We start from the raw sequence: 12,923 nt of genomic DNA on the forward strand, positions 1-12,923 counted from the left end.
GGGTTCACGTATTTCAGGGGAAGGGCGGACGGTCTTCCTGCTCGCGCACACCGGGCGGCCTGCGGCCATCCGCAGCGCCGAGCTGGTCGTGCAGGGTCTATTGAGGTGCGGACTGGGCGTCCGCGTCATGGAGCACGAGGCGGTGGACCTGCCGCTGCCCCCCGAGGTGGAGCTGGTCACCGAGTCCACCCCGGGGGTGCTCGACGGGTGTGAGCTGCTCATCGTCCTCGGCGGGGACGGGACCCTGCTGCGGGGCGCGGAGTTCGCCCGCGCCTCGGGGGTGCCGATGCTGGGCGTCAACCTGGGCCGGGTGGGGTTCCTCGCCGAGGCCGAGCGCGACGACCTGGACAAGGTCGTGGACCGGGTGGTGACGCGCTCGTACGAGGTCGAGGAGCGGATGACGCTCGACGTGATCGTGCGGACGAACGGCGACGTGGTCCATCGGGACTGGGCGCTGAACGAGGCCGCGGTCCAGAAGGTGTCCCCGGAGCGGATGCTGGAGGTGGTCCTGGAGATCGACGGGCGCCCGGTGACCGGTTTCGGCTGCGACGGGATCGTCTGCGCGACTCCTACGGGCTCCACGGCCTACGCCTTCTCAGCGGGCGGGCCGGTGGTCTGGCCGGAGGTCGAGGCGCTGCTCATGGTGCCGATCAGCGCGCACGCGCTGTTCGCGAAGCCGCTGGTGACCTCGCCGACCTCGGTGCTGGCGGTGGAGGTGCAGAACGGCACTCCGCACGGCGTGCTGTGGTGCGACGGGCGGCGCACGGTGGAGCTGCCCGCCGGGGCACGGGTCGAGGTGCGGCGCGGTGCGGTGCCGGTGCGGCTCGCCCGGCTGCACCACGCGTCCTTCACGGACCGGCTCGTCGCCAAGTTCGCGCTGCCGGTGTCGGGGTGGCGCGGCGCGCCGCACTGACGGGATCAGGGGGCGGCGGGTGACCGCGGCCCTTCGAAGCGGCCCCGGGCGAACACGCCGTGCGGGTCGAGGGCGTCGCGCAGCCGCCGGTGCAAGACGCTGTGCGGGGCGGGCAGGGGATGGTCGACGTCCGGCCGGTACGGCAGCCAGCCCCGCGCGGCGAAGGCCGTGTGCAGCTCGTCCAGGGTGCGGTGGGCCCGCCGGGCGGCGACCGGGTCACCCGGGGCGAAGCCGATGGTCACCACGTGGTCGACGGTGTCGGCGTCCAGCACGTTCATCGTGATGCCGGGTGCGGCGGCGTCCCCCGCCGCACCCCGCACCAGTCCGGCCGCCTCCGCCACCACCCCCATCTGCGCGCCACCGTCCTCGACCTGCCCCGGGTCGCCGCGATGGCCCGGGAGAAGGTGGCCGGCCTCGGGCTCTCGGAGGTGATCGAGGCGCGTGACGGCGACTTCCTGCACGACGAGCGACTGCCCGAAGGGCACGACGTCATCCTGCTGAGCATGATCCTGCACGACTGGGACGAGGGGACCGGGCGGCGGCTGCTGGACAAGTGCTTCGCCGCGCTGCCCCCGGGCGGCGCCGTGATCATCTGCGAGCTGGTCCTCGACGACGACGAGCGCGGGCCCGCCCCGGCGGCCCTGATGGGCCTCAACATGCTGGTCGAGACCCGGTCCGGGCACAACTACACCTACGCCGAGTACCGCGGCTGGCTGGCCGACGCCGGATTCGGGCCGGTCACGGTCCTGCCGCTGGACGCGGCGGGCGCGAATGCCGCACTCGTCGCCCGCAAGCCGAATTGAGTCCGAACCGGTTCCGGGCGCCTATCCCCGTCGCACGATGGGGAGTTCGGCCGAGAGAGCATTAATAGCACGTGCGTTCGGAGAGCTCGGGGCGGGTGACGTCACATGGCACCCATGAAACCTCGGTATCGTCGTCCCGTGCTTGAGGAGATGCGGATACGGTCGCTCGGGGTCATCGACGACGCGGTGGTCGAGCTGTCGCCCGGATTCACCGCGGTGACCGGCGAGACCGGCGCGGGCAAGACGATGGTCGTCACCAGCCTCGGGCTGCTGCTCGGCGGTCGCGCCGACCCGGCCCTGGTGCGGATCGGGGCCAAGGCCGCGGTGGTCGAGGGCCGCATCGTCATGCGCCCCGACGCCCCCGCCGCCGTACGCGCCGAGGAGGCCGGGGCCGAGCTCGACGACGGCGCCCTGCTGATCAGCCGGACCGTGTCCGCCGAGGGGCGCTCGCGCGCCCACGTCGGCGGCCGCTCCGTGCCCGTCGGCCTGCTCGCCGAGCTCGCCGACGACCTGGTCGCCGTACACGGGCAGACTGACCAGCAGGGGCTGCTGCGCCCCGCCCGGCAGCGGCAGGCGCTCGACCGGTACGCCGGGGACGCCGTCGCCGTCCCACTGGAGAAGTACGGCTCGGCCTACCGCAGGCTCCGTGCCGTCGCCGTCGAGTTGGAGGAGATCACCACTCGGGCCCGGGAGCGGGCCCAGGAGGCGGACCTGCTGCGCTTCGGGCTGGACGAGATCGCGGCCGTGGAACCGGTGGCCGGCGAGGACGCCGAACTCGCGGCCGAGGCGGAGCGGCTCGGGCACGCCGAATCACTGGCCTCGGCGGCGCAGCTGGCGCACGCCGCGCTCGCGGGCAACCCCGAGGACCCGGAGGCCATCGACGCGAACATGCTCGTCGCGGGCGCACACCGGGCCCTGGAATCCGTACGGTCCCACGACCCGGCCCTCGGCGCGCTCGCCGAGCGGATCGGGGAGCTCGGCATCCTGCTGTCCGACGTGGCGGGGGAACTGGCGGGCTACGCCGACGACCTGGACGCCGATCCGCTGCGGCTGGCCGCGGTGGAGGAGCGGCGGGCCGCCCTGACGCAGCTCACCCGCAAGTACGGCTCCGCGGGCACCGTGGACGCCGTGCTGGAGTGGGCCGAACAGGGCGCGGCACGGCTACTGGAACTGGACGGCGACGACGAGCGGATCGCCGAGCTGACCGCCGAGCACGACGGACTGCGCGGCGAACTGTCCCTGCTGGCACAGGCGTTGACGGACGCCCGGGTGGAGGCCGCGACGCGCTTCGCCTCCGCGGTGACGGCGGAGCTGGCCTCGCTGGCGATGCCGCACGCGCGCGTGACCATCGACGTCCGGCAGGCCGAGGACCCCGACGGAGTGGACGTGGACGGCCGCCCGGTCGCCTACGGCCCTTCGGGCGCGGACGAGGTCGAGCTGCTGCTGGCCCCGCACCCCGGCGCCCAGCCGCGGCCGATCGCCAAGGGCGCCTCGGGCGGTGAGCTGTCCCGGGTGATGCTGGCCGTCGAGGTCGTCTTCGCGGGCTCCGACCCGGTGCCCACCTACCTCTTCGACGAGGTCGACGCGGGCGTCGGCGGCAAGGCGGCGGTCGAGGTCGGCCGGCGGCTGGCGAAGCTGGCCAAGTCGGCGCAGGTCGTGGTCGTCACGCACCTGCCGCAGGTGGCGGCCTTCGCGGACCGACAGCTGCTCGTCGAGAAGACCAACGACGGATCGGTCACCCGGAGCGGGGTCACCGTCCTGGAGGGCGAGGACCGGATCCGCGAGCTGTCGCGCATGCTGGCCGGCCACGAGGACTCGGTCTCGGCGCGGGCCCACGCCGAGGAACTGCTGGCGGCGGCGCGCGCGGACGCGTGAGGCGCCCCGGCGAAGGTCCGGAACGCACGGCGCGTTCCGGGCCTTCGCCGCGCCCGCGCCGGCCCGGAGATAGCCCGTGTGGGTGAGGATGAAGGGCGTCCTGCACCATCTCGTACGGGATCCGCACCCGTATGGTCCCGGAACGCGCGTGCGGACTGGCATCCTTGGCGACGTCTCTGACTCCCTCACCCTGGAGCTTCGGCCCGTGAGCAGCTCCCCGGTTTCCACCTCCCTGCCGGCCCAGCCCTACGGCCGGCCGCCGCTGCGCACCGTGCAAGTACTGGGCGGCGGTGCGGGCGCGAGCAGCAGCGCGCACGTGCGCTCGCTCGCGACCGGCCTCGCCGCGCGCGGGGTACGGGTCACGGTGTGCGCGCCCGTCCAGGCGGAGGGGGAGTACGACTTCACCGGCGCCGGGGCGCAGTTCGCGCCCGACGCGGTCAGCGTGTTGCGGGCCGCCTGCGCCGGGGCGGACCTCGTGCACGCGCACGGCGTGCGCGCCGGAATGCGCGCCGCCCTGGCCATACGGGGGCGCCGGGTGCCGCTGGTGGTGACCTGGCACGGCGAGGGCCCCGCGGCGGCCGGTGCGCTCGGGCGCCTGGGCCGGATGCTGGAACGACACGTGGCGCGGGCCGCGGCGGTGGTGCTCGGGGCCTCCTCGGACCAGGTGGACGCCGCACGGCTGCGGGGCGCCAGGGACGCGCGGCTGGCCCCGGTGGCCCTACCGGTGGGCCCGACGGGTCCGGAGGCGGCGGCCGACCCCGGCAAGGTGCGGGCGGAACTGGGCGCGGTGGAACGGCCGCTGCTGATCGCCGTCGGCAGCCTGGTGCCGCACCGCGGCTACTCCGTACTGCTCGACGCGGCACGGGAGTGGCGCGGTCTGGACCCGACGCCGCTCCTGGTCATTGCGGGGGAGGGGCCGCTACGGGCGGAGCTCGCCCGGCGGATCGAGGCGGAGGGGCTCCCGGTACGGCTGTTGGGGCGCCGCCGGGACGCGGCGCAGCTGCTGGCGGCGGCGGACCTGGCGGTCCTGCCGAGCCGGTGGGAGGCGCGGGCGCTCCTGGCGCAGGAGGCGCTGCGGGTGGGCGTGCCACTGGTGGCCACGGCGGTGGGCGGTGTTGCGGAGCTGGTGGGGGACGGTGCGGTACTGGTCCCGCCGGGGGAGGCGGGCCCGCTCGCCTCGGCCGTGACCGGCCTGCTGGCCGACCCGGACCGCCGGGCCGCGCTGGCGCTCGCGGGACGCGTCCAGGCCGCGACGTGGCCGTCGGAGGACGACACGGTCGCGCAGGTCCTGTCGGTCTACGACGAACTGATGGAACGAACCCGCCGCTAGCCTCCCGGCGGGGCTCAAATCAAGCCCCGCCGGCGATTGAGGCGCGGGTCCGGGCAGAGCCCGGGGAACGGTGGAAGGGCGGGTAGGGGACTGCCCCGCAGGGCACCGGTCCCGTGCGAGCGGCGCGTCAGGAAGCCGTGTGGCGGCGGGCGCGGAGGGCCAGGCTCAGGGAGAGGACCGTCTCGGGGTCGTCCAGGTCCGTGCCCAGGAGTTCCGAGATGCGGGCCAGCCGGTTGTACAGCGTCTGCCGGTTCAGATGGAGCTCGCGCGCCGTCTCCGCCTTGCGGCCCGCGTGGGCCAGGTACGTCTCCAACGTGGGCAGGAGCGGCGGCCGCGACGTCGTGTCGTGCGTGCGGAGCGGCCCGATCGCCCGGTCCACGAAGGCGGCCAGGTCGGGGTGTTCGCGCAGCCGCCACAGCAGCAGGTCGATGTCCAGGCGGCGCGCGTCGTACCAGGGGCGCGCCGGTAGGCCGTGTGCCGCCGTCGCGGTCTCCGCGGCGTGGCGCAGGCCCGCCGAGGCCGCCGCCCAACCGCCCGCCACGCCGACGACCACGGCCGGCGGGGCGTCGGCCCGGTCCAGGCCCGCGCGTTCGACGCCCGCCCGCAGCGCGGCCGAGACCCGGTCCGCCACCGCCGTGCGCTCCGACTCCGCGCGCAGGGAGACCAGCAGCGGCACCCGGCCCTCGACCGGGCGGACGCCCAGCAGGACCGGGACCCCGACGGACGACAGCTCCTCCAGCACCGCACGGGCCAGGACGGCCCAGTTCCCGGACGGTCCGAGGTCCGCGGCCAGCCGCATCACCACCGGCAGCAGCGGACCGCCGCCCGGCTTGAAGCCCAGGACCCGGGCCTGTCCCGGTGCGTCCTCCGCCGAGATGCGGCCCTCCGCCAGGTCCGTCAGGAAGTCGCCGCGGCCGCGCGCCGCCAGCTCCTCCTCCTGGCGGGCCTGCATCAGCACGACGGCCAGGACGCCCGCCGTGCGTTCGGCCGCCATCCGGTGCACCGGGAGCAGCGGGGCCGAGACGCCGACCAGGACGAGCCGGGCCCGGACCGAGCCGGTGCCGTGGCCGCCGCCCGGTACGTCGACCACCACCGTGTTCGTGGCGGGTTCGGCCTCGCGCTGGCCCCGCAGGCCCTCCCACACCTGGAGCGGGTCCGCGCCCGTGTCCCCGGCCGCGCTGCCGGCCGCGTACAGGAGTTGACCGTCGGGGGTCTCCAGGAAGACGGGGTTCCCCGTGAAGTCGGCCAGGATCCGCAGGACCTGGGGGATGCCCCCACCGCCCAGCAGGGCCTCCGTACAGCGCCGGTGGACCTCCTCGGCCCGCTGGAGCAGGGCGTAGTGGTGGTTGACGATCTCGGTGTGGACCTCCTCCGTGACCGCCACGAAGGGGACCTCCCGGTGGAGCTGGACCAGGGGCAGCCCCGCCGACCGCGCGGTCTCCACCAGGGTCGCCGGCAGCCGGGTGAAGCGCGGGCCCAGTTCGACCACGAGCGCGGCGATCCCGCGGTCCGCGAGGCGGCGGACGAAGGCACGCTGCTCGGCCGGCCGGGTGCCGAGGCCCAGGCCCGTGGTCAGCAGCAACTCACCGCCCTTGAGCAGGGAGGCGATGTTCGGCACCTCGCCCGCGTGCACCCAGCGGACGGTCCGGCCCAGGCGGTCGGCGCAGGCCACCACCTCCGGCAGTCCGCCGCGCAGCCCCGGCAGTTCCAGCGCCCGCTGAACCGTGATCCCGCCCTGGTTTTCCATATCGCGGGACGCTACCGGCCGACCCGTCTCCATCGTCAGGCGGGCTGGATGTTGTGGTTGAAGCGGAAGATGTTGTCGGGGTCGTACTGGCGCTTGAGCGCGCCCAGCCGCTGCATGTTCTCGGCCCCGAGGCCCGAGACGACCCGCTCCACGCCCTCGTCCCCGGTGAAGTTGAGGTAGACCGCGCCGGTGCTCCACGGCCGGGCGTCGGCGCGGACGTCCTTGACCCACTGCCGGCAGCGCTCGTCGTCGGCCGCGTCCTCCCAGATCCCGAACGGGTGCACCGCCCACGGCGAGTCGCGGTACGGCACCGGGTAGTCGGCCGGGCCGGAGGCCACGGCGCCGCCCTGCGGGAAGACCAGGTGCTGGGTGCCGGTCGGTACCGGCATGGCCTCGGCGCGGGCGCAGAAGACGTCCACGAACGCGTCGGGGCAGCCGGTGAGGTACTCGGCCGACCAGTAGTTCCGCATGCCCGGCGGGTCGTCGATCATGCATTGGAGGTCGGCGTACGGGATGGCCGTGACGATCTCCGACTCGTGGGGGATCGCCAGCAGCGGCTCGGCCAACGCCCGCATCTCGTCCTCGGGGCCCGCGTACGTCAGCAGCGCCCCGGCCAGCAGCCGCCCGACCAGGTGCTGGGGGACGAACTCCTCGGGCGGGCCGGTGAGGTAGAGGGCGGCGCCCGAGGCCTCGGGCGGCGCGGCCTCGATGACGTCCCGGTACGTACGGACCACCTCGGGCCCGCGCTCCGGCAGGTACAGCAGGAACGCGATCGACATGGCGGGCAGTTCGTACAGCCGCAGGGTCAGGGAGGTGGCGATGCCGAAGTTGCCGCCGCCGCCGTGCAACCCCCAGAACAGCTCCGGGTGCTCCTCGGCGGTCGCGTGGACGAGCTCGCCCTCGGCGGTGACCAGCTCCGCGCCCAGCAGGTTGTCCACGGCCAGGCCGAACTTCCGGTCCAGCCAGCCGCTGCCGCCGCCCAGCACGTAGCCGCCGACGCCGGTGGTGGAGGCACGGCCGCCGGTCGTCGCCAGTCCGTAGGGCTGGCAGGCCCGGTCCAGGTGGCTCATCGTGGCCCCGCCCCCGACGTGCGCCGCCCCGGCCGCCGGATGGACCGTCACCTCGTGCATCCGCCGCAGGTCCACGACGAGGCCGCCGTCGTTGAGGGACATCCCGGCCACGCTGTGCCCGCCGCCGCGCACGGCGATGTTCAGGTCCAGTTCCCTCGCGAACCGCACCGCGGTCACCACGTCGGCCGTGCTCTCGCACTGGGCGATGACGGCGGGTCTGCGGTCGATCATGGCGTTGAAGAGGGTCCGGGCCTCGTCGTACCCCGGATCCTCCGGAGCGAAGACCTCGCCTGACAGATCCTCGCGGAGCGCGGTCAGGGCCGCGCCCGCCTTCGACAGGGGAGCCATGGCTGCCCCTTCCACCGGAGGGAGGGCATAGGACACTTCCAGCGTAGACGCGGACGATCACCGGGGCGCGGCGAGAAAGTCCGCGGCCCCGGCGGGTCGACCGGTATCAGCCGCCGTACGCTCCGCTGGCCGTCAGCCGCAGGGCCGTGTCGATCAGCGGAACGTGGCTGAAGGCCTGCGGGAAGTTCCCGACCTGTCGCTGGAGCCGCGGGTCCCACTCCTCCGCGAGCAGGCCCAGGTCGTTGCGGAGCGACAGCAGCCGTTCGAACAGCCGCCGCGCCTCGTCCACCCGGCCGATCATCGCCAGGTCGTCGGCCATCCAGAACGAGCAGGCCAGGAAGGCCCCCTCGTCGCCCTCCAGGCCGTCCACGCCGGCCTCCTCGCCGGCCGTCGGGTAGCGCAGGATGAAACCGTCGGGCGTGGACAGCTCCCGCTGGATCGCCTCGATGGTGCCGATGACCCGCTTGTCGTCCGGCGGCAGGAAGCCCATCTGCGGGATCAGCAGCAGGGAGGCGTCCAGTTCCTTCGACCCGTACGACTGGGTGAAGGTGTTGCGCTCCTTGTCGTAGCCCTTCTCGCACACGTCCTGGTGGATCTCGTCGCGCAGCTCGCGCCACCGCTCCAGCGGGCCGTCCGCGTCCCCGCTCTCGATCAGCTTGATCGTGCGGTCCACGGCCACCCAGGCCATCACCTTCGAGTGCACGAAGTGGCGGCGCGGGCCGCGCACCTCCCAGATGCCCTCGTCAGGCTGGTCCCAGTGGGTCTCCAGGTAGCGGATCAGCTTGAGCTGGAGCAGCGAGGCGTAGTCGCTGCGGGCGAGCCCGGTCATGTGGCCCAGGTGCAGGGCCTCGGTGACCTCGCCGTACACGTCGAGTTGGAGCTGGCCCGCGGCGCCGTTGCCGACGCGGACCGGGCGGGAGCCCTCGTAACCGGGCAGCCAGTCCAGCTCGGTCTCGCCGAGCTCCCGCTCGCCCGCGATCCCGTACATGATCTGCAGGTTCTCCGGGTCGCCGGCGACCGCGCGCAGCAGCCACTCGCGCCAGGCGCGGGCCTCCTCGCGGTATCCGGTGCGCAGCAGCGAGGAGAGGGTGATGGCCGCGTCCCGCAGCCAGGTGTAGCGGTAGTCCCAGTTCCGGACTCCGCCGATCTCCTCGGGGAGGGAGGTGGTGGGTGCGGCGACGATCCCGCCCGTGGGGCCGTACGTGAGGGCCTTGAGGGTGATCAGCGAGCGGATCACGGCCTCCCGGTAGGGCCCGTGGTAGGTGCACTGGTCGACCCACTCGCGCCAGAAGTCGGTGGTCGATTCCAGGGCCGCTTCGGCGTCGGGGGTCTCGGGCGCGTCGCGGTGCGAGGCCTGCCAGCTGATGCTGAAGGCCCGCCGGTCGCCGGGGCCGACGGTGAAGTCGGAGTACGTCGTCAGGTCCTCGCCGTAGGTCTGCGCGTCGGCGTCCAGCCAGACGGAGTCGGGGCCGGCCACGGCCACGGTGCGCCCGTCGACCCGGTGCACCCACGGCACGACCCGCCCGTAGCTGAAGCGCATCCGCAGGGCCGAGCGCATCGGCACGCGCCCGCTGATGCCCTCCACGATGCGGATCAGCTGTGGCGCGTGATCCTCTCGGGGCGGCATGAAGTCGATCACGCGGACCTTGCCGCGCGGGGTGTCCCACTCCGATTCCAGCACCAGCGAGTCGCCGCGGTAGCGGCGGCGGGTCGCACGCGGAGCCTCGGTGCCCGCCGGGAACGACGGGCCGATCCGCCAGAACCCGTGATCCTCGGTGCCGAGAATGCTCGCGAACACGGCATGCGAGTCGAAGCGTGGCAGGCACAGCCAGTCCACGGCTCCGTCCCGGCAGACCAGTGCTGCGGTCTGCATGTCCCCGATCAGTGCGTAATCCTCGATGCGCCCGGACACGTGCATCTCCAGTCGAACGGCCACGTCCGCCCCGAAGGGCGCTTGCATTGCGCGGTTGCGCGGTCTCCTGTGTGCAGGGATCTCCGCGTGAGCCCATGATTCCGTATATCGGCTCGGTTAGGCCGTCTGACGGACTGCCCGGCGGTGATGTGTGCAATATCCGAGCAGGATATGACGGCACCCTAGTGATCTCCGTGATCCTGTGGAGAATGCGGTTGGGCCGAACGGGTGAGCAGCGGCGATGCCGCCCCGGCGCACTTCGCCGCCCCCGTGCCGGGCGCGTGCGCCGCGTGCCCGGAGGCGGACCGCTCCGGGCGCTGATAGGCTGGTACCCCGTGGACCGGTGGTCTGCCTGTGCGAATCAGGAGCCCCGAAACCGCAGCTTCGGCGCCCCCTGAGACCCTTCCGGATCGACGGTGGCCGGCGCCGGACGCACCTCACTTCGCGACCACGGGAGCCCCCTCTTGGCGATGCCGCCCAAATCCATGACGACCAAGCACATCTTCGTCACCGGGGGTGTCGCTTCCTCCCTCGGCAAGGGCCTGACGGCCTCCAGCCTGGGTGCGCTGCTGAAGGCGCGCGGTCTGCGGGTCACGATGCAGAAGCTCGACCCGTACCTGAACGTCGACCCCGGCACGATGAACCCGTTCCAGCACGGCGAGGTGTTCGTCACCAACGACGGCGCCGAGACCGACCTGGACATCGGCCACTACGAGCGCTTCCTCGACGTCGACCTCGACGGCTCGGCCAACGTCACCACCGGCCAGGTCTACAACACGGTCATCGCCAAGGAGCGCCGCGGCGAGTACCTCGGTGACACCGTGCAGGTCATCCCGCACATCACCAACGAGATCAAGCACCGCATCCGCCGCATGGCGACCGACGACGTCGACGTCGTCATCACCGAGGTCGGCGGCACCGTCGGCGACATCGAGTCGCTGCCGTTCCTGGAGACCGTCCGCCAGGTCCGCCACGAGGTCGGCCGCGACAACGTCTTCGTCGTGCACATCTCGCTGCTCCCCTACATCGGCCCCTCCGGTGAGCTCAAGACCAAGCCGACCCAGCACTCGGTCGCGGCGCTGCGCAACATCGGCATCCAGCCCGACGCCATCGTGCTGCGCGCCGACCGTGACGTCCCCACCTCCATCAAGCGCAAGATCTCGCTGATGTGCGACGTGGACGAGGCGGCCGTGGTCGCGGCGATCGACGCCAAGTCGATCTACGACATCCCGAAGGTGCTGCACACCGAGGGCCTGGACGCGTACGTCGTGCGCAAGCTCGACCTGCCCTTCCGCGACGTCGACTGGACGGTGTGGGAGGACCTGCTCGACCGGGTCCACAACCCCGACCACGAGGTCAAGGTCGCGCTCGTCGGCAAGTACATCGACCTGCCCGACGCCTACCTGTCGGTGACCGAGGCGCTGCGCGCCGGCGGTTTCGCCAACAAGGCCCGGGTCCAGATCAAGTGGGTCACCTCCGACGACTGCAAGACCCCGGCCGGTGCCGCGGCGGTGCTCGGCGACGTGGACGCGATCTGCGTGCCCGGCGGCTTCGGCGACCGCGGCGTCAACGGCAAGGTCGGCGCGATCACGTACGCCCGCGAGAACAAGATCCCGCTGCTCGGCCTGTGCCTGGGCCTGCAGTGCGTGGTCATCGAGGCCGCGCGCAACCTCGCGGGCATCGAGGACGCCAACTCCACCGAGTTCGACGCCTCCACCCCGCACCCGGTCATCTCGACCATGGAGGAGCAGCTGGCCTTCGTCGAGGGCGCGGGCGACCTGGGCGGCACCATGCGCCTGGGCATGTACCCGGCGAAGCTCGCCGAGGGCTCCATCGTGCGCGAGGTCTACGGCGACGAGGCCTACGTGGACGAGCGCCACCGCCACCGCTACGAGGTCAACAACGCCTACCGCGGCGAACTGGAGAAGAAGGCGGGCCTCGTCTTCTCCGGCACCTCCCCGGACAACAAGCTCGTCGAGTACGTCGAGTACCCGCGCGAGGTGCACCCCTACCTGGTGGCCACCCAGGCCCACCCGGAGCTGCGCTCGCGCCCGACGCGCCCGCACCCGCTGTTCGCCGGCCTGGTGAAGGCGGCCGTGGAGCGGCAGCAGTCCGCGAAGTGAGGGCCTGACCGCATAACGTAGGCAGCCGGGGCACGGATCGTGCCCCGGCTGTCGCGTTCTCGGGGAAGGTATCGGCCATGGCCATGGGCAACGACATCGTGGACACACCGGAGTCGTGGGAGGTCGTCGCCTCACGGACCCCGTTCGAGGGCGCCAAGACGGCCGTCCGCTCGGACCAGGTCCGGATGCCCGACAGCTCGGTGGTGCGCCGGGACTACCAGGTGCACCCGGGCTCGGTGTGCGTCCTCGCCCTCGACGAGGAGCAGCGGGTGCTGGTCCTCAAGCAGTTCCGCCACCCGGTGCGGCACCGGCTGTGGGAGCTCCCGGCCGGGCTGCTGGACGTACCCGGCGAGAACCCCCTGCACGCGGCCCAGCGGGAGCTGTACGAGGAGGCGCACGCCAAGGCGGGCGAATGGCGGGTGCTGGCCGACTTCTTCACCTCGCCCGGCGGATCCGACGAGGCCGTCCGGATCTTCCTCGCACGGGACCTGGCAGAGGCCGAGGGGCAGCGGTACGAGGTCTCCGAGGAGGAGGCGGACATGGAGATCGCCCGGGTCCCGCTCGCGGACCTGGTCCGCGGGGTCCTGGCGGGCGAACTGCACAACCCCGGGCTGGTGACCGGGGTACTGGCCCTCGCGGCGACCCTCGCCTCCGAGGGCGGCATCGAGGCCCTGCGCCCGGCCCTCGCCCCCTGGCCGGCCCGCCCGTACGAGGCGTAGGGCACGTCCGCGGAGTCCCTGCCGCGCGCGCCGCGCGAGCGGCGCGTGAAAAATAGGTCCATCTGCTGATCCGATCGGGGGAT

The 12,923-nt window shown here is 73.2% G+C and carries 10 protein-coding genes; 6 read left to right on the forward strand and 4 right to left on the reverse strand.

The window, feature by feature from the left end:
- The first annotated feature begins 10 nt into the window (after window positions 1-10).
- Window positions 11-913 (forward strand): NAD kinase, encoded by a 903-nt coding sequence (locus tag OG386_RS32550; protein WP_328793452.1) that lies wholly within the window; start codon window positions 11-13, stop codon window positions 911-913.
- Between the two features lie 5 nt (window positions 914-918).
- On the opposite strand, the gene OG386_RS32555 is transcribed toward OG386_RS32550, so the two are convergent.
- Window positions 919-1,263 (reverse strand): hypothetical protein, encoded by a 345-nt coding sequence (locus OG386_RS32555; protein WP_328791048.1) that lies wholly within the window; start codon window positions 1,261-1,263, stop codon window positions 919-921.
- Between the two features lie 39 nt (window positions 1,264-1,302).
- Here OG386_RS32555 and OG386_RS32560 point away from each other — a divergent pair, with 39 nt between their 5' ends.
- The 3 genes from OG386_RS32560 (at window position 1,303) to OG386_RS32570 (ending at window position 4,921) form a co-directional block, all read left to right on the forward strand.
- Window positions 1,303-1,716, forward strand: coding sequence for a methyltransferase (locus OG386_RS32560; RefSeq protein ID WP_328791049.1), 414 nt, complete (start codon window positions 1,303-1,305; stop codon window positions 1,714-1,716).
- Window positions 1,717-1,866: 150 nt separating this feature from the next.
- The gene (gene recN / locus OG386_RS32565; protein WP_328793453.1) at window positions 1,867-3,591 is read left to right on the forward strand and encodes a DNA repair protein RecN; all 1,725 of its coding nucleotides are present in this window, start codon (window positions 1,867-1,869) and stop codon (window positions 3,589-3,591) included.
- Window positions 3,592-3,796: 205 nt separating this feature from the next.
- The gene (locus OG386_RS32570) at window positions 3,797-4,921 is read left to right on the forward strand and encodes a glycosyltransferase family 4 protein (protein WP_328791050.1); all 1,125 of its coding nucleotides are present in this window, start codon (window positions 3,797-3,799) and stop codon (window positions 4,919-4,921) included.
- A 127-nt stretch (window positions 4,922-5,048) separates the two neighbouring features.
- On the opposite strand, the gene OG386_RS32575 is transcribed toward OG386_RS32570, so the two are convergent.
- From OG386_RS32575 to OG386_RS32585, 3 genes are all read right to left on the reverse strand, one after another.
- Window positions 5,049-6,668 carry a PucR family transcriptional regulator gene (locus OG386_RS32575; RefSeq protein ID WP_328791051.1) on the reverse strand — a complete coding sequence of 540 codons (1,620 nt, stop codon included), beginning with the start codon at window positions 6,666-6,668 and terminating at the stop codon, window positions 5,049-5,051.
- Window positions 6,669-6,703: 35 nt separating this feature from the next.
- Window positions 6,704-8,086 (reverse strand): FAD-binding oxidoreductase, encoded by a 1,383-nt coding sequence (locus OG386_RS32580; protein ID WP_328791052.1) that lies wholly within the window; start codon window positions 8,084-8,086, stop codon window positions 6,704-6,706.
- Window positions 8,087-8,192: 106 nt separating this feature from the next.
- A complete protein-coding gene (locus OG386_RS32585; protein ID WP_327386189.1) occupies window positions 8,193-10,022 on the reverse strand; it encodes a glycoside hydrolase family 15 protein in 1,830 nt (609 codons plus the stop codon).
- A 446-nt stretch (window positions 10,023-10,468) separates the two neighbouring features.
- Here OG386_RS32585 and OG386_RS32590 point away from each other — a divergent pair, with 446 nt between their 5' ends.
- Entirely contained in the window at window positions 10,469-12,121 is a 1,653-nt protein-coding gene (locus OG386_RS32590; RefSeq protein WP_328791053.1) for a CTP synthase, read from the forward strand.
- Between the two features lie 83 nt (window positions 12,122-12,204).
- Window positions 12,205-12,840, forward strand: a complete 636-nt coding sequence (locus OG386_RS32595) for an NUDIX hydrolase (RefSeq protein ID WP_328793454.1) — start codon at window positions 12,205-12,207, stop codon at window positions 12,838-12,840.
- The last annotated feature ends 83 nt before the right edge of the window (window positions 12,841-12,923 follow it).

This window comes from Streptomyces sp. NBC_00273 (assembly GCF_036178145.1).
Classification (GTDB): Bacteria; Actinomycetota; Actinomycetes; order Streptomycetales; family Streptomycetaceae; genus Streptomyces.

Coding starts and splice junctions, on each gene's coding strand:
- OG386_RS32555 (WP_328791048.1), bottom strand. CDS start 1,263: ATGGGGGTGGTGGCGGAGGCGGCCGGACTGGTGCGGGGTGCGGCGGGG.
- OG386_RS32560 (WP_328791049.1), top strand. CDS start 1,303: ATGGCCCGGGAGAAGGTGGCCGGCCTCGGGCTCTCGGAGGTGATCGAG.
- recN (WP_328793453.1), top strand. CDS start 1,867: ATGCGGATACGGTCGCTCGGGGTCATCGACGACGCGGTGGTCGAGCTG.
- OG386_RS32575 (WP_328791051.1), bottom strand. CDS start 6,668: ATGGAAAACCAGGGCGGGATCACGGTTCAGCGGGCGCTGGAACTGCCG.
- OG386_RS32580 (WP_328791052.1), bottom strand. CDS start 8,086: ATGGCTCCCCTGTCGAAGGCGGGCGCGGCCCTGACCGCGCTCCGCGAG.
- OG386_RS32590 (WP_328791053.1), top strand. CDS start 10,469: ATGCCGCCCAAATCCATGACGACCAAGCACATCTTCGTCACCGGGGGT.
- OG386_RS32595 (WP_328793454.1), top strand. CDS start 12,205: ATGGGCAACGACATCGTGGACACACCGGAGTCGTGGGAGGTCGTCGCC.